At 66.1% G+C, this 19,800-nt stretch carries 19 protein-coding genes and 2 pseudogenes; 8 read left to right on the forward strand and 13 right to left on the reverse strand.

Translation table 11 applies throughout. The features are described 5' to 3' along the window. Window positions 1-4: 4 nt before the first annotated feature. Window positions 5-1,168: an ADP-forming succinate--CoA ligase subunit beta gene (gene sucC / locus G6N42_RS16945; protein WP_163730632.1), complete on the reverse strand. Its 1,164-nt coding sequence runs from the start codon at window positions 1,166-1,168 to the stop codon at window positions 5-7. Between the two features lie 276 nt (window positions 1,169-1,444). On the opposite strand from sucC, the gene G6N42_RS16950 reads away from it, so the two are divergent. Continuing rightward, window positions 1,445-2,518: a M23 family metallopeptidase gene (locus G6N42_RS16950; RefSeq protein WP_163730633.1), complete on the forward strand. Its 1,074-nt coding sequence runs from the start codon at window positions 1,445-1,447 to the stop codon at window positions 2,516-2,518. Continuing rightward, window positions 2,519-3,100 (forward strand): hypothetical protein, encoded by a 582-nt coding sequence (locus G6N42_RS16955; RefSeq protein ID WP_163730634.1) that lies wholly within the window; start codon window positions 2,519-2,521, stop codon window positions 3,098-3,100. Here G6N42_RS16955 and pcrA read toward each other — a convergent pair. After that, the gene (gene pcrA, locus G6N42_RS16960; protein ID WP_163730635.1) at window positions 3,097-5,409 is read right to left on the reverse strand and encodes a DNA helicase PcrA; all 2,313 of its coding nucleotides are present in this window, start codon (window positions 5,407-5,409) and stop codon (window positions 3,097-3,099) included. The genes G6N42_RS16955 and pcrA overlap by 4 nt on opposite strands. A gap of 201 nt (window positions 5,410-5,610) precedes the next feature. On the opposite strand from pcrA, the pseudogene G6N42_RS16965 reads away from it, so the two are divergent. Next, window positions 5,611-5,917, forward strand: a pseudogene (locus G6N42_RS16965) (chorismate mutase). Between the two features lie 3 nt (window positions 5,918-5,920). On the opposite strand, the gene G6N42_RS16970 reads toward G6N42_RS16965, so the two are convergent. Continuing rightward, window positions 5,921-7,858 carry an SGNH/GDSL hydrolase family protein gene (locus tag G6N42_RS16970; protein WP_163730637.1) on the reverse strand — a complete coding sequence of 646 codons (1,938 nt, stop codon included), beginning with the start codon at window positions 7,856-7,858 and terminating at the stop codon, window positions 5,921-5,923. Between the two features lie 87 nt (window positions 7,859-7,945). Then, window positions 7,946-9,394 carry an NAD-dependent succinate-semialdehyde dehydrogenase gene (locus G6N42_RS16975; protein ID WP_163730638.1) on the reverse strand — a complete coding sequence of 483 codons (1,449 nt, stop codon included), beginning with the start codon at window positions 9,392-9,394 and terminating at the stop codon, window positions 7,946-7,948. 48 nt (window positions 9,395-9,442) lie between these two features. Between G6N42_RS16975 and pgi the strand changes: the two genes are divergently transcribed. After that, window positions 9,443-11,110 carry a glucose-6-phosphate isomerase gene (gene pgi / locus G6N42_RS16980; RefSeq protein WP_163730639.1) on the forward strand — a complete coding sequence of 556 codons (1,668 nt, stop codon included), beginning with the start codon at window positions 9,443-9,445 and terminating at the stop codon, window positions 11,108-11,110. Between the two features lie 125 nt (window positions 11,111-11,235). Here pgi and G6N42_RS16985 read toward each other — a convergent pair whose 3' ends face one another. Continuing rightward, window positions 11,236-11,613, reverse strand: coding sequence for a hypothetical protein (locus tag G6N42_RS16985; protein ID WP_163730640.1), 378 nt, complete (start codon window positions 11,611-11,613; stop codon window positions 11,236-11,238). A 47-nt stretch (window positions 11,614-11,660) separates the two neighbouring features. Beyond that, complete coding sequence (locus G6N42_RS16990) at window positions 11,661-12,410, reverse strand: SDR family oxidoreductase (protein ID WP_163730641.1); 750 nt, start codon at window positions 12,408-12,410, stop codon at window positions 11,661-11,663. Window positions 12,411-12,421: 11 nt separating this feature from the next. Here G6N42_RS16990 and G6N42_RS16995 point away from each other — a divergent pair, with 11 nt between their 5' ends. Then, window positions 12,422-13,009 (forward strand): chorismate mutase, encoded by a 588-nt coding sequence (locus G6N42_RS16995; protein ID WP_163730642.1) that lies wholly within the window; start codon window positions 12,422-12,424, stop codon window positions 13,007-13,009. Here G6N42_RS16995 and G6N42_RS31250 read toward each other — a convergent pair. From G6N42_RS31250 to cobF, 4 genes and pseudogenes are all read right to left on the reverse strand, one after another. Further along, window positions 13,002-13,469 (reverse strand): zinc finger domain-containing protein, encoded by a 468-nt coding sequence (locus tag G6N42_RS31250; RefSeq protein WP_232076610.1) that lies wholly within the window; start codon window positions 13,467-13,469, stop codon window positions 13,002-13,004. The two genes, G6N42_RS16995 and G6N42_RS31250, sit on opposite strands and share 8 nt — an antisense overlap. A gap of 153 nt (window positions 13,470-13,622) precedes the next feature. Further along, window positions 13,623-13,865: pseudogene (locus G6N42_RS31255) on the reverse strand (DNA-formamidopyrimidine glycosylase family protein); the annotation flags it as partial. 15 nt (window positions 13,866-13,880) lie between these two features. Beyond that, a complete protein-coding gene (locus G6N42_RS17005; RefSeq protein ID WP_163687602.1) occupies window positions 13,881-14,282 on the reverse strand; it encodes a phage holin family protein in 402 nt (133 codons plus the stop codon). Window positions 14,283-14,307: 25 nt separating this feature from the next. Continuing rightward, window positions 14,308-15,051, reverse strand: coding sequence for a precorrin-6A synthase (deacetylating) (cobF, locus tag G6N42_RS17010; RefSeq protein WP_163730644.1), 744 nt, complete (start codon window positions 15,049-15,051; stop codon window positions 14,308-14,310). Window positions 15,052-15,177: 126 nt separating this feature from the next. On the opposite strand from cobF, the gene G6N42_RS17015 reads away from it, so the two are divergent. Then, window positions 15,178-16,068 carry an AurF N-oxygenase family protein gene (locus tag G6N42_RS17015; RefSeq protein WP_163730645.1) on the forward strand — a complete coding sequence of 297 codons (891 nt, stop codon included), beginning with the start codon at window positions 15,178-15,180 and terminating at the stop codon, window positions 16,066-16,068. 28 nt (window positions 16,069-16,096) lie between these two features. Next, complete coding sequence (locus tag G6N42_RS17020) at window positions 16,097-16,384, forward strand: DUF4873 domain-containing protein (protein WP_163730646.1); 288 nt, start codon at window positions 16,097-16,099, stop codon at window positions 16,382-16,384. Here G6N42_RS17020 and G6N42_RS17025 read toward each other — a convergent pair. Further along, window positions 16,324-17,538, reverse strand: a complete 1,215-nt coding sequence (locus G6N42_RS17025; RefSeq protein ID WP_163730647.1) for an MFS transporter — start codon at window positions 17,536-17,538, stop codon at window positions 16,324-16,326. The two genes, G6N42_RS17020 and G6N42_RS17025, sit on opposite strands and share 61 nt — an antisense overlap. Window positions 17,539-17,564: 26 nt before the next feature. Further along, window positions 17,565-17,831 carry a DUF4235 domain-containing protein gene (locus tag G6N42_RS17030; RefSeq protein ID WP_163730648.1) on the reverse strand — a complete coding sequence of 89 codons (267 nt, stop codon included), beginning with the start codon at window positions 17,829-17,831 and terminating at the stop codon, window positions 17,565-17,567. Between the two features lie 66 nt (window positions 17,832-17,897). On the opposite strand from G6N42_RS17030, the gene G6N42_RS17035 reads away from it, so the two are divergent. Then, window positions 17,898-18,773, forward strand: coding sequence for a TIGR03619 family F420-dependent LLM class oxidoreductase (locus tag G6N42_RS17035; RefSeq protein ID WP_163730649.1), 876 nt, complete (start codon window positions 17,898-17,900; stop codon window positions 18,771-18,773). Here G6N42_RS17035 and G6N42_RS17040 read toward each other — a convergent pair. After that, entirely contained in the window at window positions 18,770-19,735 is a 966-nt protein-coding gene (locus G6N42_RS17040; protein WP_163730650.1) for a linear amide C-N hydrolase, read from the reverse strand. The two genes, G6N42_RS17035 and G6N42_RS17040, sit on opposite strands and share 4 nt — an antisense overlap. Window positions 19,736-19,800 lie beyond the last annotated feature (65 nt).

The raw sequence follows: 19,800 nt of genomic DNA on the forward strand, positions 1-19,800 counted from the left end.
TCCCTTACTTATTCGCCAGCTCGGCGGCTTTGTCGGCACCGGCGTCCATGGTGTCGGCCTGGATGACCAGCGGGTGATTGGCCTCGGCCAGGATGCGGCGCCCCTCTTCGACGTTGTTCCCGTCGAGACGGACGACCAGCGGCTTGTTGGCCTCGTCACCGAGAATCTTCAGCGCGTTGACGATGCCGGTCGCGACCGCGTCGCAGGAGGTGATGCCGCCGAACACGTTCACGAAGACGCTCTTGACCTGAGCGTCATTGAGGATGACGTCCAGACCCGCGGCCATGATCTCGGCCGACGCGCCGCCACCGATGTCGAGGAAGTTCGCCGGCTTCACTCCGCCGTGCTTCTCCCCCGCGTAGGCGGTGACGTCCAGTGTCGACATGACGAGCCCGGCGCCGTTACCGATGATGCCGACCGAACCGTCGAGCTTGACGTAGTTGAGGTCGTGCTCCTTGGCCTTGAGCTCCAGCGGGTCGGTCGCGTCCTTGTCCTCGAACTCCGCGTGACCGGGCTGGCGGAAGTCGGCGTTCGCGTCGAGCGTGACCTTGCCGTCGAGGGCGAGGATCTGGTCGTCCGGAGTGCGCACCAGGGGGTTGACCTCGACCAGAGTGGCGTCCTCGGCGACGAACACCTCCCAGAGCTTCTGGATGGTCACTGCGGCCGCGTCGAGCACCTCGGCCGGCAGGTGGCCCTGCTCGGCGATCGAGCGGGCGGTGGCCAGGTCGACACCCTTGACGGCGTTGACGGGCACCTTGGCGAGCCGCTCGGGCTTGGTCGCCGCGACCTCTTCGATCTCCATGCCGCCCTCGACCGAGCACATCGCGAGATAGGTGCGGTTGGCACGATCGAGCAGGAAGGAGATGTAGTACTCCTCGGCGATATCGCTGGCCTCGGCGACCAGCAGCTTCTTGACGACGTGACCCTTGATGTCGAGGCCGAGGATGTTCTGCGCGTGGGTGAACGCGTCGTCGGGAGTCGCGGCGTATTTCACGCCGCCGGCCTTACCGCGTCCGCCGACCTTCACCTGCGCCTTGACCATCACCGGCTTGCCGATCTCCTCGGCGATCGCCTTGGCGTCCTCGGCGGAATCGGTGACACGGCCAGGTGTGGTCGGCACGTGGTGTTTCGCGAACAGCTCTTTGGCTTGGTATTCGAAAAGGTCCATGGGCTCTGAAACATCCCTTGTCTGTGCTGCGTGTCTGTTTGAGTAATGAAGTCGAAGGTTTGGGCCTCACAGGCTCGGGGGAACTTTATCCACACGAGGTTGAGCCCTCTGAACCGCCTACCTGTCATGTGGTGGATCTCACCGCCGGGTATCAGTGATACACGTCACAATCCCCGGCGGAATACTCCCTCGGGTTGCCACCAACATTGGGATTTGGTTAACGTGCCTTTGGTCCGCGTTGGTAACGAATAGATCACGAGCAAAGGGACTTTCAGGTTGGCTCAGCACCGTGCGTCACGATCTCCATCAGGAGTGTCGACCACCCGGCTAACCATCCGCCGCCCCGCTGAACGACCCGCGGAAATCACCGACATCATTCCGTTCAACGAGTTCGGCGACCTGCCTGATCTCGGGGCTGAGCTGGACTTCAATCAGAACAGTGCCTTCGATCGCGAAGCTCAGGTCATCCACGCTCCCGAGCTCGACGACCTGCACGACACCGACGATCAGCTACCTCAGCGACTGGCTGTGCCGTCCGAATTCCGCCGCGATCCGCGCGACGAACGGCGCTCATCACACGCGTACCGAGACAGCCACACCGACGTCAGCGACGGCGCGGCCGCGACCGACATCTTCGCGATCACCCGCGGCGGCGCGCACCGCAAGCAGGAAGTGCCCGTCAAGGGCCGGTTGATGGTCGCAGCGATGGCGGTCGGCGCCACCGCTGCCGGCGCCTACACGATGGCCAACGCGTCCGAGGAAGGCCCCGCGACCGTGCTGGCAGCGGACCAGGACGTCCTCGCCGGCGGTGCGATCACCGGTTCGACCGACGGCATGCAGGTGGTGACCGTCTCCTCGACGTTCGATGCTGCTGTGCACGCCGAGGAGGTCACCAAGGCCGCCGCGTTCGCGAGCGAGCGCGCCGAACGCGAGGCCCGCCTGCAGCGCCCCATGTTCGTGATGCCCACCAAGGGCGCCTGGACCTCTGGCTTCGGCTACCGCTGGGGTGTACTGCACGGCGGCATCGACATCGCCAACGCGATCGGCACCCCGATCCTTGCGGCTTCGGACGGCATCGTCATCGACGCCGGGCCGCAGGGCGGTTACGGCAACTGGGTCAAGCTGCGGCACGCCGACGGCACCGTCACGCTCTACGGACATCTCAGCGCGTGGAACGTCGAGATCGGGCAGCGCGTGTGGGCGGGCGATCAGATCGCCAAGATGGGCAACACCGGCAACTCGACGGGCCCGCATCTGCACTTCGAGGTGCTGCTCAACGGCACCGACCGCGTCGACCCCGTCGGCTGGCTCTCCAAACGGGGACTCGCGTTGTCCAATTACTCTGGCTAAGTGGCCAGTGACAGTGGAAGTGACGACGACGAACCCAGCTCCACCCGCATAATCCGCCGACACCCCACGGGCGAAATCCCCGTCGGAGCGGATCCGCAGACGTCGATCATCCGCCGCCACCCCACCGGCGAGTTTCCCGCCGCGGCAGATCCGCAGACGTCCTACATCCCGCGCGCCAGGCCCACCCCGGTGACGCCCACGAATCCGTGGCCGAACCCGCGCCCGGCGATCGCGGCGGCCATCTTGAGCATTCTCAGTGGTTGGGCGACGGCGGTCATCGCCACCGACCTGATCACTGGCTGGTGGGAAACCGACCTGCTGTTCTGCGTGGCCGTCGCGTTTCTGACCGCCATCTCCGCGGCGGCGCTCATCGCCGGGTTGATCGGGCTGCTGCTGCGCCGTCGGGTGAGCCGCCTGCTGATCGTCGTCGGCGCCGTCGTCGCGCTGATGATCTTCTCGAGCCTGTTCGTCGCCGGGGCCAGACTGCCGACGATCGTCTACGCGATACCAGTGCTGCCGCTGGCGACGATCGCGTGCGCGTTGTTGCCCGCTACCGCGCGGTGGGGTCGCAGCAGCGGTTAGAGCTTGGAGACCGGGGCGTGGTTGTGCATGAGCTTGACGCGGCCTGAGCTGCCGAAGTCGATGAGCGACATCGCCGATTCGCCCACGCCGGAAACCTCTTCGACGCGTCCGAGGCCGTACTTGTCGTGATTGACCCGATCGCCGGGCTCGAGCACGAGCAGCGGCCGCTTGCCCGCGCCGGAACGTGTGGGTGACGGACGCGGTGTCCCGAACCTGCCCGCCCCACTCACCGGCGCCGGCATCGACGGCCCCGGGTCGGTACGCCGCCAGTCGATCAGGTGCTGCGGAATCTCTTTGAGGAAGCGCGATTCCGGGTTCAGCATCGGCTGACCCCACGACGAGCGGATCTTGGCCCGGCTGACGTAGAGCCGCTGACGGGCACGGGTGATGCCGACGTAGGCCAGCCGACGCTCCTCGGACAGCTCCGTCGGATCGCCGAGCGCCCGCATGTGCGGGAACATGCCATCTTCCCAGCCCGTCACGAACACGACCGGAAACTCGAGCCCCTTGGCGGTGTGCAGCGTCATCATCGTCACCACACCCGCGCCGTGCTCGGGCAGTTCGTCCGCGTCGGCGACCAGCGACACCCGCTCCAGGAACTTGGCGAGCACCCCGGTGTCGGGGATGTCTTCGTCCTCAGGCTCGCCCAGGGCCTCAGCATTGGCCAGGTCGGTGCTGAATTCGTGTGCGACGCTGACCAATTCGTTGAGGTTGTCGAGGCGTGCGAGGTCCTGCGGGTCGCTCGAATTCTCGAGCTCGGTGCGATAGCCGGTGCGATCGAGCACCGCCTCGACGAGCTCGCCGAGCTCACCGTCCAGGCGCCCGCGCAGTTCGTCGAGCATCTCGACGAAGCTTGCGATGCACTTCTCCGAGCGGGTGTTCAACATCGGCACCCTGCCCTCGGCAGCGGCCTGCAGCGCGTCGTTGAAGCTGCCGCCGGTGTTCTCGGCGTACACCGCCACGCACGCCTCGGCGCGATCGCCGATGCCGCGCCGCGGGGTGTTCAGGATGCGCCGCATGCTCACCGAGTCGCCGGGATTGTCCAGCACGCGCAGGTAGGCGACGATGTCGCGGATCTCCCTGCGTTCGTAAAAGCGCACGCCGCCAACGACTTTGTACGGAATGCCGGCCCGAATGAACACCTCCTCCAGCGCGCGCGAGGAGTTGTTGGTGCGGTAGAACACCGCGACGTCGTTGTAGGAGATGTCGCCGCGGTCGGCCAGCGCGTCGATCTCGCCTGCGACGAAGCGTGCCTCGTCGTGCTCGTTGTCGGCGACGTAGCCGACGATCAGCTCACCCTCGCCGGAGTCTGTCCACAGCCGCTTCTCACGACGGCCGGCATTCCGGGAGATGACGGAGTTGGCCGCGGACAGGATGTTCTGCGTCGAGCGGTAGTTCTGTTCCAGCAGAATGGTTGTGGCGTTGGGGAAGTCGCGTTCGAAGTCCTCGATGTTGCGGATGGTCGCACCGCGGAAGGCGTAGATCGACTGGTCGGCGTCGCCGACGACGCACAGCTCGGCCGGCGCCACCCCGTCTTCGGTTTCCCTGCCGACCAGCTCGCGCACCAGGACGTACTGCGCGTGGTTGGTGTCCTGGTACTCGTCGACCAGGATGTGCCGGAACCGCCGCCGGTAGTACTGCGCGATCTGCGGAAAGGCTTGCAGCACAGCGACTGTCTCGCCGATGAGGTCGTCGAAGTCCAGTGCGTTGGCCATACGCAGGCGCCGCTGGTACTCGCCGTAGACCTCGGCGATGATGCGCGGCAGTTCCTCGCCGGCCTCCGACGCCTCGGCCGCCGCCTGCTCGGGGCCGACCAGCTCGTTCTTGTGATTGGAGATGCCGTTGGCCAGCAACCGCGGTGAGTACCGCTTGGTGTCCAGGCCCATGTCCTTGCCGATCATCATCAGCAAGCGGCGCGAGTCGTCGGAGTCGTAGATCGAGAAGTTCGAGTTGAGCCCGGGCAGCAGCGAGGCCTGGTTGCGCAGGATCCGCACACACGTGGAGTGGAACGTCGACACCCACATGTTCCGAGCGCGCGGGCCGATCAAGTTGACCACCCGCTCGCGCATCTCGGCGGCCGCTTTGTTGGTGAACGTGATGGCCAGCACCTGGCCGACACCGACCTCTCGGGCGGCGAGCAGGTAGGCGATCCGGCGGGTCAGCACGGCGGTCTTACCGGAACCCGCCCCGGCGACGATCAGCAGCGGCGAGCCTTCGTGCAGCACCGCCTGCCGTTGCTGGGGGTTCAGCCCGTCGAGGAGCTGGTCGGTCTCGGTGTCCATGGAGGATGGTGGCGAAGAAATCGACATTTCATCACCGAACTTACCGCTGTCCAGCGACATCTTTGCGCCGGCGCGGCCCTTGATGGCACACTCATTACGTGCTCATGCAGCAAGGACGATTTTTTTACGGGTACCGGCCAGAGGTACCCGTGGTCTAGCTGCTTCACAGAGCCCCGCGGTCCTCTTCCGGATCCGGGGCTCGTCTCTTGTGTGAGGCCCGATCACCGGATGAGACCGCAGTCCCTTACACAACGAGAAACCGGAGAATCCCATGACTATCGAGGTCGAACAGTTGCCAGACATAGACGACCTGCGCCAGGAAATCGACAAGTTGGACGCGACGATCCTGGAAGCCGTGAAACGCCGCACCGAGGTGTCCAAGCTCATCGGCCAGGCCCGGATGGCGTCCGGCGGCACCCGTCTGGTGCACAGCCGTGAGATGAAGGTCATCGAGCGCTACAGCGAACTCGGACCCGACGGCAAGGACCTGGCGATGCTGCTGTTGCGGCTGGGCCGCGGCCGCCTCGGGCACTAGGACTCAGCGCAGCGCGTCGGTCAGCCACGGCGTCAGCCACTCCACCGCTTCCGGTGTCGGGTGCACACCGTCGCTGCGCACACGGATGCCGTTGACCCAGTTGGTGTAGACGCCGTTGGGCCCGAGTTTGCGGTTCAGGTCGAGCAACTCGACGTTCGGGCGCGTTTTCACGACGCTGCGCAGCAACGCATTCCACTGGTCGACGCGATCGGGATTGTCTTCGGGATACAAGCTGCCGTCCGGCTTTTCGGCGCGCCGGTTGTAGGGCTCGGTGGTGACCACGATCTGCGCGCCGGTCGAGCCGAGAATGTCGAGCGCGCGGTCGAGTTCGCCACGCAGATAGTCCTCGTAACCGTCCTCGCCGATGTGGGTCCAGACGCCTTCGTTCATCCGGTCGACCACCTCCCAGCGGCCGACCATCAGCAACACCACGTCCGGGCGGTCATGGTTGATGCGCTGCGACCACCGGCTGGGCCAGGTGTCGCATTCGGGTTTCTGGTTCAGCGTCTGTCCGACGTACCGGTAGGGGCCGCCGCGGGCGATGCCGCACCCGATCGTCGTGTAATTGGTGAACGCCAGCCCTGGTGTCGGCGGCAGGTACCGCATCATCGTCCACGCGATCGAGTCGCCGAACACCGCGACGGTGCGGGTGCCGGGCTCGTGCGCAGTCGGTTTGCGGACCTCGACGGGCACCTCCGGCCCGACGAGCGCGAGCGCGGCGGAGTCGATCGCCGGGCCCAGCGGCGGCTGCTCGGTCTTCACGCCGACGGGTAGCACCGCCATCGTCACCACAGCGGCGGTCGCGGCCGTCGCACCCGCCAACGGCAGCAGCGGCACATGCATAGGCCGCCAGCGACGGATCGGCTGCTCCAGCAGCCACCACGACGCCGCGGCCAGGCCCACCGTGATCGCGCAGCGCACGACGAACAGTGGCCAGCCGGACAGCCCCGTACGTTCACCGTTGAGCGCCAGAAAGATCGGCCAGTGCCACAGGTACACGCCGTAGGAGATCGCGCCGAGCCACACCAGCGGCCGCCACGCTAGGGCGTGCGCGACGGGTCCCTCCTGCTCCAGTGCCACCGGTGCGACGACGAGGACGGCCGCGATCGCCACCACAATCAGCAGGCCGCCGCGGAAGTCGCCGACGCTGCCGGTCGCATAGTGCGCCGCCGCGCCGAGCACAGCCAGGCCGATGAACGGCAGGATGCGCGCGACGATGTGGCCCCACCGCGTCCGGATCAACGTTCCGCCGTCGTTGAGCACCGACCAGTCCCGCACCAGCAGTGCGGCCGCGGCAGAGCCGACCAACAACGCCTGTGCGCGGCTGTCGGTGCCGAAGTAGATGCGGTTCAGCGTCGAGTCGGTGGTGAGCACGATCGCCGCGGTCGCCGAAGCGATGACGCCGACGGTCGACAGCACGAAAACGGCCAGTCGTAGCCGGGACCAGAACAGCGCCGCGACGCCGACGAGCAGCAGCGGCCACAGCAGGTAGTACTGCTCCTCCACCCCGAGCGACCACGTGTGCTGCAGCGGCGACGGCGGCGCGCCCTGTGAGAAGTAGTCAGCGCGCTGCGCGACGAAGGCCCAGTTGGACATCCAGAAGAACGAGGCGACGGCGTCTTCGCGCAGCGACGCCGTGGATTCGGGCGAGAACAGATCGCGGGCCGCCACGACGGCCAGCACCATCACCAGCAGGGCGGGCAGCAGTCGACGGGCGCGCCGAATCCAGAAGTCGCCGAGACGAATCTGCGCCGTCCGCCGGTGCTCGTCGAGCAGCAGCGACGTGATCAGGAATCCGCTGAGCACGAAGAACACGTCAACGCCCAGGAACCCGCCCGACAGGCCCGGGATACCGCCGTGGTCGGCCAGGACCAGCGCGACCGCCACCGCACGGATGCCGTCCAACGCGGGGATGCCCCCACGGCTCTCAGCGGTGCGCACTGCCGAAATCTTTCCCGCGCGAGCAGACGCAAAAGTCCCCGACACGCCGTGCCGGACGGACTTTTACGCAGCCTCGCGCAAGGGGTGTTACTTGGTCAGCGCGATGTACTTGACGTCGAGGTATTCGTCGATGCCCTCAGAGCCACCCTCGCGGCCGAATCCGGATTCCTTCACTCCCCCAAACGGTGCCGCCGGGTCGGAGATCACCCCGCGGTTGATGCCCACCATGCCCGACTGGATGCCCTCGGCGACGCGCAGCGCGCGGTCCAGCGACTGCGTGTAGACGTAGGCGGCCAGCCCGTACTCGGTGTCGTTGGCGGCGGCGATGCCCTCCTCCTCGGTGTCGAAGCCGGTGATCGGCGCGACGGGCCCGAACACCTCCTCCTTGAGGATGCGGGCGTCGGCGGGAACGTCGGCCAGCACGGTCGCCGGGTAGAAGTTGCCCGGACCGCCTGGAGCGACGCCACCGACCGCGACCGTCGCGCCGCGCGACACCGCGTCGGACACCAGGTCCTCGACCGTGGCGACCTGCTTGGCGTTGATCAGCGGCCCCAGTGTCGATGACTCGTCGGTGCCCTTGCCGAGCGTGAACTCGCTCATCCGCTTGACCAGCTTGTCGGTGAACTCCTCGCGCACCGAGTTCGCGACGTGGAAGCGGTTGGCCGCCGTGCAGGCCTCGCCCCCGTTGCGCATCTTGGCCAGGATCGCGCCGTCGACGGCGGCGTCCACGTCGGCGTCGTCGAACACGATGAACGGCGCGTTGCCGCCGAGCTCCATCGAGGTGCGCAACAGTTTGTCGGCCGACTGCTTCACCAGCGCCTTCCCGACGCCGGTGGATCCGGTGAAGGTCAGCTTGCGAAGCCGGCCGTCGTTGATCAGGGCCTCGGTGACCGGGCCGGGGCTGCTCGTCGGCAGCACCGACAGCACGCCCTTGGGCAGCCCCGCCTCGTCCATCAGCTTGGCCAGCAGCAGCATCGTCAGCGGCGTCTCCTGGGCGGGCTTGACGATCATCGTGCAGCCGGCCGCGAACGCCGGGCCGATCTTGCGGGTCCCCATGGCCAGCGGGAAGTTCCACGGCGTGATCGCGTAGCACGGCCCGACCGGCTGCTTGGTGACAAGGATGCGGCCGGTGCCCGCCGGGCTCGGCGTGAAGCGGCCCGCGATGCGCACGGCTTCCTCGGCGAACCAGCGGAAAAACTCTGAGCCGTACTTGACCTCACCCATGCTCTCGGGCAACACCTTGCCCATCTCCAACGTCATCAGGGTGGCCAGGTCTTCGGCGCGTTCGGTGATCTTCTCGAACACCGAACGCAGGATCTCGCCGCGTTCGCGTGGCGGGGTGGCCGCCCAGTCGGCCTGTACCGCGCACGCGGCGTCCAGGGCGGCGACGGCGTCCTCGGGCGTCGCGTTGGCAACAGAGATCAGAACCTTGTCGTCGGACGGGTCGAGCACGTCGAACGTCGAGGAACCTTTGCGCTCCTCGCCCCCGATCCACAGGCCGGTGGGCACAGACGACAGCAGCTTGGCGGTATCCATTACTCCCTCTTACACCTTTGGACATTTGGCCGCATTAATGTCGGCTACATGACCGCCGATACCTCGCAGATTCCCGACATCACCGCCACTGCCGCATGGCAGGCCCTGCAACGGCATCACGACGATATCGGCGAGGAACACCTACGCGAGTTCTTCCACGAAGATCCTGCCCGCGGGTCGGAGCTGGTGCTGACGGTGGGCGATCTCTACATCGACTACAGCAAGCACCGGGTCACCCGCGCGACGCTGGCGCTGCTTGTCGACCTGGCCCGCGCGGCGGGCCTGGAGCAGCGCCGCGACGCGATGTTCGCAGGCGCGCACATCAATACTTCGGAGGATCGCGCGGTGCTGCACACCGCGCTGCGGTTGCCGCGTGGTGCCGAGCTGTCCGTGGACGGCCAGAACGTCGTCGCCGACGTCCATGAGGTGCTCGACAAGATGGGCGACTTCACCGACCGGCTGCGCAGCGGTGAGTGGACCGGCGCGACGGGCGAGCGCATCACGACGGTGGTCAACATCGGCATCGGCGGTTCGGATCTGGGCCCTGCGATGGTCACCCTCGGCCTGCGTCACTACGCCGACGCTGGTATCTCGGCCCGGTTCGTCTCCAACGTCGACCCCGCCGACCTGGTGGCCAAGCTCGACGGACTCGACCCGGCCACAACGCTTTTCATCATCGCGTCCAAGACGTTCTCGACACTGGAGACGCTGACCAACGCGACTGCCGCGCGTCGCTGGCTCACCGACGCGCTCGGCGACGCCGCGGTGGCCAAGCACTTCGTGGCGGTGTCGACGAACAAGAAGCTGGTCGACGACTTCGGTATCAACACCGACAACATGTTCGGCTTCTGGGATTGGGTCGGCGGACGGTATTCGGTGGACTCGGCAATCGGGTTGTCGGTGATGGCGGTCATCGGCAAGGAGCGGTTCGCAGAGTTCCTTTCCGGTTTCCACATCGTCGACGAACACTTCCGTACCGCGCCACTGGAGGCGAACGCGCCAGCGCTGCTCGGCCTCATCGGCCTCTGGTACAACGAGTTCTTCGGCGCGGAAACCCGTGCGGTACTGCCGTATTCGAATGATCTGTCACGGTTCGCCGCCTACCTGCAGCAGCTGACGATGGAATCCAATGGCAAGTCGGTGCGTGCCGACGGCTCACCGGTGACGACGAGTACCGGCGAGATCTTCTGGGGCGAACCGGGAACCAACGGCCAGCACGCCTTCTACCAACTGCTGCATCAGGGCACCCGATTGGTGCCCGCCGATTTCCTCGGCTTCTCGCAGCCCACCGACGACCTGCCGACCGCCGACGGCACGGGCAGCATGCACGACCTGTTGATGAGCAACTTCTTCGCCCAGACGCAGGTGCTGGCATTCGGCAAGACCGCCGAAGAGATTGCCGCGGAAGAGACTCCCCCGGATGTCGTTCCGCACAAGGTGATGCCGGGTAACCGGCCCAGCACGTCGATCCTGGCGACCAAGCTGACGCCGTCGGTGCTGGGCCAGTTGATCGCCCTCTACGAACACCAGGTGTTCACCGAAGGCGTCGTCTGGGGCATCGACTCGTTCGACCAGTGGGGTGTGGAACTCGGCAAGACCCAGGCCAAGGCGCTGCTTCCGGTGATCACCGCCGACGACGCGCCCGCCGAACAGTCGGACTCCTCGACCGACGCGCTGGTGCGTCATTACCGCGCGGAGCGCGGTAGAACCGCCTGAGCCGCGCGGAGCGCGGTAGAACCGCCTGAGCCGCGCGGAGCGGGGTCGCTCCGCCTAGCGATTCCGGTGCGCCTACACTCGCGGAGCGATCACAGGCGCACCGAAATCACAACTGGGCGTTGGGGTTATCCCGCCGGGATGTTGATGCACCCGACATTGGGGAGACATCCGCTGGCCCCACCAGGACCTGCTGAACCGCCCGGTCCGACCGGCGACAGTGAGCCGCTAGCACCGCCAAGGTCCGCGGAACCACCAGGACCGTTGGGAATCACACCGGAGGCCCCGCCGCCGTCGGCAGTGCCGACCGGCCCGTTGGGAATGGCGACGTTCGCTCCGCCGCCCGGCCCGGCTGTGACGTTGCCGATGGCCCCACAGGGCGTGCCGTCAGCGTTCACGCACGGCGGCGGCGCCGGCTGAGCACTGGCGATGGGCGCAGCAGCGATCGCGGCGGCCGCCGCACCCGCGAATAGGAAAGGTGTCAACTTCATCATCTTCGCGTTCATGAAATTGGGCTACCCGCGGCCGCGCGGCCATTAAACATGAAGCTTTTCTAAGCAAAACGTTTTGCAAGACGCGGCGGGAGGACCCGCATCAGCTGTACCAGCGGCCCCCACGGCCACCACGGAACGGCTGCCCGGCCGGCCTCGCGCTCCATCGCGTCGACCATCGCCTTGACCCCAGTCTCGTTGTCCACCATCAACAACGTCGACGCAGACTTCGCCGTCATCTCCGATTCGATGTATCCCGGTTCCAGGGTGGTCACCTTGATCGGACCGTTGAGGTATTCGGCACGCAGCGACTCTCCAAGCGACGTCACACCGGCCTTGCTCGCCGCATACGCGGCCTTCACTCCCGGGACGCCCTTGTTGCCGAGCACCGAAGAGATCAGCACCAGGTGTCCACCGCCGGCGGCCTTGAACATCTCCAGCGCGGTCTCGATCTGGACAAGTGCGGCAATGAGATTCGTCTCGAGCGTGGCCTTGTTCGCCCACAGCTTGCCCGACCCGAGCGGTGCGCCCTTACCGATACCCGCGTTGACGACGACGCGGTCGATACCGCCCAACTCGTCGGAGAGCTCGGCGAAAACCTTGGGCACCTGATCGTGGTCGTTGACGTCGAGCGCGGCGACGGCCACCGTGATGCCGGGATGGCGCTCCAGGAGTTCTGCCTTCAGGTCGTCGAGCCGCTCGACGCGGCGGGCGCACAATGCGAGGTCGCGCCCCTTGGCGGCGAACGCCCTGGCCATGCCTTCTCCGAGCCCCGAACTGGCGCCGGTGATCAAGATTTTCTGCCGAGTCACGCGGTCAGCTTATGCATGATGATGGTGTGATCCCGAATCGAAGTTCACTTCTCGTGGCCTCTGCCCTGCTGGCGGGCCAGGTAGTCCTGGCGCCGGTCGCCGCGGCCCAGCCCGTCTACCCCTTTTATCAACTGGTCGACGCGACAGCCCAACGCTTGGCGACCGCCGATCCGGTGGCGGCCACCAAGTGGATCAACGGCGGCGCCATCACCGACCCCGCGAGGGCGAACCAGGTACTGGACTCGGTGGCAGCCGATGCGACGGCCCACGGTATCGACCCGGCCTACGTGCGTACCGTCTTCACCGATCAGATAGCCGCCAACGAAGGGGTCCAGTACACCCGCTTCGGCCAGTGGAAGTTCGATCCGGGCATCGCACCGACAAGCGCACCGGACCTCGCCGAATCACGAACCCAGATCAACGGGCTGAACAAGACCCTGGTTGATGAGATTGCCCTGCACTGGAATTCGCTACACAGTCAGGGCTGCGGGAGAGACCTGGCGGATGCGACGGCCGCGGTGGTCACCGCACGAAAACTCGACGGCCTCTACCAGCAGGCGTTGACGTCGGCCACCCGCTCGTACTGCCGATCTACTTGAGCAGCCGCGACATTCGCCGGTCCGCCAGAATCTTGCCGCCCGTCTGACACGTCGAGCAGTATTGGAACGACTTGTCGGCGAAGGACACCTCGCGCACGGTGTCACCACACACCGGACACGGCAGGCCGGTACGGGCGTGCACGCGCAGCCCGGATCGCTTCTCCCCCTTCAGCGTTGCGGCCCCCTGACCCACGGATCGGCTCACGGCATCGGTGAGGACGGAGATCATCGCGTCGTGCAATGCGGAGAGCTGCGCTTCGGTGAGCTTGCCCGCCGTCGCGAACGGCGAGATCTTCGCAACGTGCAGGATCTCATCGCTGTAGGCGTTGCCGATGCCGGCGATCACCTTCTGGTCGGTGATCACGGTCTTGATACGACCGCTGTTGCCGGCAAGAACGGCGGCCAGGTCTTCCGGTCCCAGCGACAGCGCGTCGGGTCCGAGCGCGGCGATGCCCGGCACCTTGGCCGGATCGTCGACCAGCCACACCGCCAGCCGCTTCTGCGTCCCGGCCTCGGTGAGGTCGAAGCCCGCCCCTTCCCCCGGTGTGCCGAGGTGGACGCGCAGCGCGATCGGACCCTTACCGGGTTTCAGGGGCGCCGCCGCGAGCTTGTCCGACCACCGCAGCCATCCGGCCCGCGACAGGTGCGTGATCAGGTGCAGATCGCCGGACTGAATTCCGAGGTACTTGCCCCACCGATTGGCGCCGGTGACGGTCTGGCCGTGCAGCACCGCGATAGCGGGGTCGAACGTCTTGAGCACCGAGAACGCCGACACGTCGATGCGCCCGATGGTCAACCCGACGGCGTTGCGGCGCAGATGATCGGCGAGCGCTTCGACCTCGGGCAGTTCGGGCATATCTCCAGTGTGCCGCTAGCGGTCCGCTGCGCGTTCACTCGAGCCGACAACGAGCGACAACAACCAGGTCACGATCGACAGCACGATCGCCGCCCAGATCGCCGTCCACCAGAAGTCGTCGATGAACAGGCCCCAGTGCGTCGTGTGCTCGGTGATCCACGACGTGATCCACAGCATCAGCGCATTGATCACGATGTGAATCAGGCCGAGCGTCAGAATGTAGAGCGGGATCGAGATGAATTGCACGATCGGTTTGATGATCGCGTTGACCAGACCGAAGATCACGCCGACGACGAAGATGATGCCGACTCTCTGCAGCGTCGAATCCCCGCCGATGAAGCTGATCCCGGGAACGATCAGGGTCACAACCCACAGCGCAAACCCGGTCAGTGCCGCACGCAGCAGGAAAGATCCCATGCGGCTGATCTTCCCACGATGCGGGCTATTCCGGGCCGCGCAGCAGATAGGTGTCCATGATCCAGCCGTGTTCGGCGCGGGCTGCTGCGCGCGCCGTCACGATGTGCGCACCGACGTCGCCGACCGTTCCGGAGAACAGCAGTTCGTCGGCCGTGCCGAGGTAGGCACCCCACCAGATCCGGGTGTCGGGCGGGCACCCCTGGAACGAGCAGTCGGCGTCGAGCATGACGACCGCGCTGCCCGCCAAACCGCTGGCGCGCAACTGCCGTCCGGTGGTGATGAGCACGGGCTCGCCAACGTCGTTGAGCGGTATGCGGTGTCGGGCCGTCAGCGCCTGGATCGCGGTGATCCCGGGAATGACGTCGTAGTCGATGTCGACGTGTTCGGCCACGCGGTCCAGGATCCGCAGTGTGCTGTCGTAGAGCGATGGATCACCCCATGCGAGAAACGCACCCACGTCGCCGGGGCCGAGTTCTGAGGTGATCGCGTCAGCCCACAGGCGGGCGCGTTCGGCGTGCCAGTCGGCGACGGCCTGTCGGTAGTCGCCGCCCTTGGCGCGTGGCGGATCAGGCATCTCGTGGAACCGATACCCCGGTTCGCGGATGAATCGCTCGCAGATCAGGCGTCGCAGCGCGACCAGGTCGTCCTTGGTGTCGCCCTTGTCCATCGCGAAGAACACCCGGGTGTCGTTGAGCGCGGTCACTGCCTGCACCGTCACGTAGTCGGGGTCGCCCGCGCCGATGCCGATGACGTGGATCCGACGGGTCACGCGCCGAGAATACGGCACGAGCTGGGGATACCATGGGTACCCGATACCCGGGGTATTGACATGTTGGCACCCGGCTCCGTACCTTTCGAACAACGTTCACGACAGCGCAGTCGGAGGGAGTCGTTGATGACCGCACCCACTCGTGAAGAGTTCGCCGAACGTCTGCTGAAGGGTTCCGTCAAGAAGTCCTACGCGCCGGTCGTCGATATCGACTGGGATGCGCCGCTGGACCCTGACAAGTTCTTCCTGCCGCCGAAATGCGTCTCGCTCTATGGCACGCCGATGTGGAACGCGATGACCCGCGAGCAGCAGATCGAGTTGTCACGCCAGGAGCTGGTGAACACGCTGTCGGCCGGCATCTGGTTCGAGAACATCCTGAACCAGGCGTTGCTGCGCAAGATGATGCACCAGGACCCCACCGCCAGCGCCACGCACTACGAACTCACCGAGCTCGGTGACGAGACCCGCCACATGGTGATGTTCGGCAAGGCGATCGAACGTGTCGGCGCAAACCCGGTGCAGCCCAGGTACTACCAGCGCTTCATCATCAACCTGCTGCCCTTCGCCTTCCAGGGACCGATGCTCTGGGTCGCCGCGCTGGTTGGCGAGGAGATCTTCGACTCCCTTCAACGGCAGATGATGGACGACGACGACCTGCAGCCGATCATCCAGCGCCTCATGCGTATCCACGTCACCGAGGAAGCCCGCCACATCCAATTCGCCCGCGACGGGCTGCGTAAGCGCACCCCGACCATGCGGCGGCTACCGAAGTTCTTCGTCGCCAACATCAACGGCGTCGGCGGCTACTTCTTCCGCTTCCTGTTCACCAACAAGGTGCAGTACCGCCGCGTCGGCCTGGACGCGCGCGAGGCCCGCCGCGCAGCGCGCAGCAGCGCACACCGGCACGAAACGCACGTCCTCGGGTTCGCGCCGCTGGCGGCGTTCCTGGAGGAGGTCGGGCTGATGGGCCCGATCGCGCGGCGCATGTGGCGGCGCAGCGGGTTCCTGCCCCGGTGATGAGCGCTTGCGCGAAGAACAGACAACGGTGAGCGAGATCTACGACGGGCCCGCCAGCGTGCGCATCGGCGAGGACGAACGCACCGTGCGCGTGCGACTGGCCGGCCACGTCGACCCGATAGACGGCCGATATCACTGGCAGGGAAAGGTTTTCGACGACTTGCCCGGCGACACCAAGTTGCCGCGACAGGCGACCGTCTCGATCGGAGAGCACCACGCGCAGGCACGCATCGTCGAGCGGCCCCCGCAGGGCGGCTATTCGGTGGCCGGAGTCGGCGCACCGCCATTCGCGCTGGAGGAACTCGAGGTGCGGTGACGTCCGCCGATCGCGATCACCAGCACCACAACGGCGACCACCCCGCCCGCGACACCCGAAATCAACAGCGGTAGTCGACCGTCGGCGCCCCACAGAAACCCGGCCCACAGACCTGCCGCAAGCACTGCAAAACCGCTGAGGCCCTGGAAGACTCCCTGCGCGCTGCCCTGTACGTCGTCGGCGACAAGCGACGAGACCCAGGCCTTACCCACACCGTCGGTACATCCGGTGAACAGACCGTAGACGCCGATCAGCAGCCACGCCGACAGCGCGTCGGTCGTCATACCGAGACCCGTGTAGCCGATCGCGAAGAACACTAACCCTATGCCGAACACCAGCGGTTTGCCGACCCTGTCGGCGAGCAGCCCCGCCGGATAGCTGGCCACCGCGTAGACGGCGTTGTAACCCACATACGCGAGTATCACCTCGGTCACCGAGAACCCGATCTCGTTGAGCCGCAACAACAGCAACGCGTCGGGAAAGTTCACCAATCCGAACGCGACCACGACCGCCGTCACCCGCCAATAGCTGCGGGGCAGATCCTTGACCCGGGAGAACACCGCGCGGCGAGTCGCCTTGTTCGGCAGCGGCACACGTTCGCGCACCAGGAACACCAACGCGACGCTCAGCACGGCGGGCACGACCGCGACCCACAACAGAGGTGCGATCTGCTGGTCCAGCAGCTGATAGCCCACCAGACCCAGCAGCGGACCGACCACGGCGCCGAAGGTGTCCATCGCACGGTGAAATCCGAACACCCGACCGCGCGCGGCCGCGTCGATGTCGACGATCAGAAGCGCGTCGCGAGGCGCGCCACGGATGCCCTTACCCAGCCGGTCCACCACCCGGCCCGCGAGCACGCCCGTCCACCCCGAGGCGGCAGCCACCATCACCTTGCCCAGTGCGGCCATGCCGTAGCCGGTGGCGATCAGCGGCCGGCGCGAGAAACGATCACCGAGCGGCCCGGCCGCCAGCTTCGTCAGCGACGCCGCACCCTCGGCCGCGCCTTCGACGGCGCCGACCACCGCGGCGGGCGCACCGAGCACCGATGTCAAATAGATCGGCAGCAGCGGGTAGAGCAGCTCGCTGGCGGTGTCCTGCAGAAACGACACGGCCGCGAGCACCCGCACATTGCGGGTCAACCAGCTGCGCACCTAGGCCATGATGCCGGTTGGGCCGGTTAGCTCAAGTCCTCGTCGGTGATCGCCGCGAATCCTTTGGCTTGCCCACGGGCCAGCCCGGCACGAACCACGCCAACGATCAACCCCTGGACCGCGGCGGCAATCATGACCTCCCGCAACGAGCGACTCAGATCCTTCGGATCCGGTTCCTCGTCGTCGGGGTTGGCGCGCTGCCAGATTTCGGTGAAGATCTTGCCCGCGATCAGGCCGCCCATCACGCTGCTCACGATCGACAGAGGCTTGTAAAACGTCTTAGCCGCACTCACGACGTTTGAAGTTCCCTTCGCGTCAATGCTCAAACCTGAGACTAGAACACGTTCTAATATCGGCTGGTGCGCTTCACCTATGCGGAATCACTGACTCATCCGAAGTACTACATCCCGCTCGCCAAGGCGGCCGAAGCCGCGGGTTTCGACGCGATGACGATCGCCGACAGCGTCGCCTACCCGTACGAGTCGGACTCGAAGTACCCGTACACCCCCGACGGGAACCGCGAATTCCTCGACGGTAAGGAGATCGTCGAGACATTCGTCCTCGCCAGCGCACTCGCCGCCGTGACCACAACGCTGCGGTTCGACATCTACGTCCTCAAGCTGCCGATCCGCCCGCCGGCGTTGACGGCCAAGCAGGCCGGCTCGCTCGCCGCGCTGTCCGACAATCGGCTCGCCCTCGGCGTCGGTACCAGCCCGTGGCCCGAGGACTACGAATTGATGGGCGTGCCGTTCGCGCGGCGCGGCAAACGCATGGACGAGTGCATCGACATCGTCAAGGGCCTGACGACCGGCGACTACTTCGAGTACCACGGCGAGTTCTACGACATCCCGAAGACCAAGATGTCACCGGCGCCCACTCGGCCGATCCCGATTCTCATCGGCGGGCACGCCGAGGCCGCGTTGCAGCGTGCGGCCCGCAACGACGGCTGGATGCACGGCGGAGGTGACCTCGGCGACCCCGAGTCGCTCGACCGATATATCAAGCGGCTCAACGAGCTTCGCGAGGAAGAGGGCCGCACGGGACCGTTCGAGATTCACGCCCAGTCGCTCGATGCCTACAAACCCGACGGCATCAAGCGGCTCGAGGACCGCGGCGTCACGAACATCATGGTCGGCTTCCGGATGCCCTACGCCCTAGGACCCGACCCCGAACCGCTGGAGAACAAGCTGCGCGCCATCGAGAAGTACGGCGAGAAGGTCATGTCAAGGATCTAAAACGGCACCGGATGCGGTTCGAACCGGGATGTGACGTCGCCGACCAGAGTGGTGTCGTACGGGTTGATCTCCAACGGCTGACCATCGAGCTTCAGCGCGTCGAAGTCGATCCAGATCACGTTCGGACTGGTCGACAATTCGAAGAAATACAGCTTCTCCGTCAGGTCGATGACGGTCCGGTATTCGGTGTTGTAGACGCCGAAGTCGTGGTACGGCGCACCGAACGGCACCGAGACGTTGCGCATGATCGCCATCACGCTCGCCACCGCCTGCCGCCGATCGGCGGGCGGCGTCAGCAGGGCCGAATAATAGGCCGCACGCTGGAACCGATCCCTCGGGTTCACGTTTCCGGGTAACGGGGTGTCACTGCTCGGATTCGAAAAGTCCTGCTGTGCAAGCAAATCCAGCTGCTGGTCGTAGGTGGGATCGTTGGTCATGATGGTGAACTGACGACCGTGGTGAATGACGGGTTCCCCTTCGGCGAACTCGATGATCGCCGAGTCCCCGCCGACGTCTTCAAGCGCGAAATGGATGGTGGCCTGGCGTCCGTGCGCCTCCACCATCACCGGCTGGAACGTGCCGATCAACTCGAGGGCTTCGGCGACGCTGCCTGCCTGGTCGAGCAGGTACTGGCCGAACAGCCCCATCTGCAGACCCGGCCGGCCCGGATCACGTGCTCCGACGTCGGTGGACTTGAGGAACAGGGCGTGCATTCCGAGGCCCGCCTCGTTGAACCCGTCGACGGTGCCGATCCCGTACACCGTGGTGACCAGGTTCGCGTGGCGACTCGTCCATCGCAGGGGGTTGTCGGCGACCGCGACGATGTCGCCGACCTTGCCGCCGTCGCGCTGCCGCCCCCGCGGAAAGGCGACGATCGTCGGCTGCGTCGACTCGGGCCAGTCCATCGTGCGACCCGACATGACGTATCCGCCCTCGGTGTTCCACAGCACCCGCGTGCACATTTGCGCGCCACCTCCCCTGAGAATCGATGCTCACCCTGCCATGTCCGGTCGCGGGTTCGCGCGGA

The organism is Mycobacterium gallinarum, from assembly GCF_010726765.1.
GTDB lineage: Bacteria > Actinomycetota > Actinomycetes > Mycobacteriales > Mycobacteriaceae > Mycobacterium > Mycobacterium gallinarum.

Coding starts and splice junctions, on each gene's coding strand:
- sucC (WP_163730632.1), bottom strand. CDS start 1,168: ATGGACCTTTTCGAATACCAAGCCAAAGAGCTGTTCGCGAAACACCAC.
- pcrA (WP_163730635.1), bottom strand. CDS start 5,409: ATGTCGATTTCTTCGCCACCATCCTCCATGGACACCGAGACCGACCAG.
- G6N42_RS16975 (WP_163730638.1), bottom strand. CDS start 9,394: ATGGATACCGCCAAGCTGCTGTCGTCTGTGCCCACCGGCCTGTGGATC.
- pgi (WP_163730639.1), top strand. CDS start 9,443: ATGACCGCCGATACCTCGCAGATTCCCGACATCACCGCCACTGCCGCA.
- G6N42_RS16985 (WP_163730640.1), bottom strand. CDS start 11,613: ATGAACGCGAAGATGATGAAGTTGACACCTTTCCTATTCGCGGGTGCG.
- G6N42_RS16995 (WP_163730642.1), top strand. CDS start 12,422: ATGCATGATGATGGTGTGATCCCGAATCGAAGTTCACTTCTCGTGGCC.
- G6N42_RS17005 (WP_163687602.1), bottom strand. CDS start 14,282: ATGGGATCTTTCCTGCTGCGTGCGGCACTGACCGGGTTTGCGCTGTGG.
- G6N42_RS17015 (WP_163730645.1), top strand. CDS start 15,178: ATGACCGCACCCACTCGTGAAGAGTTCGCCGAACGTCTGCTGAAGGGT.
- G6N42_RS17040 (WP_163730650.1), bottom strand. CDS start 19,735: ATGTGCACGCGGGTGCTGTGGAACACCGAGGGCGGATACGTCATGTCG.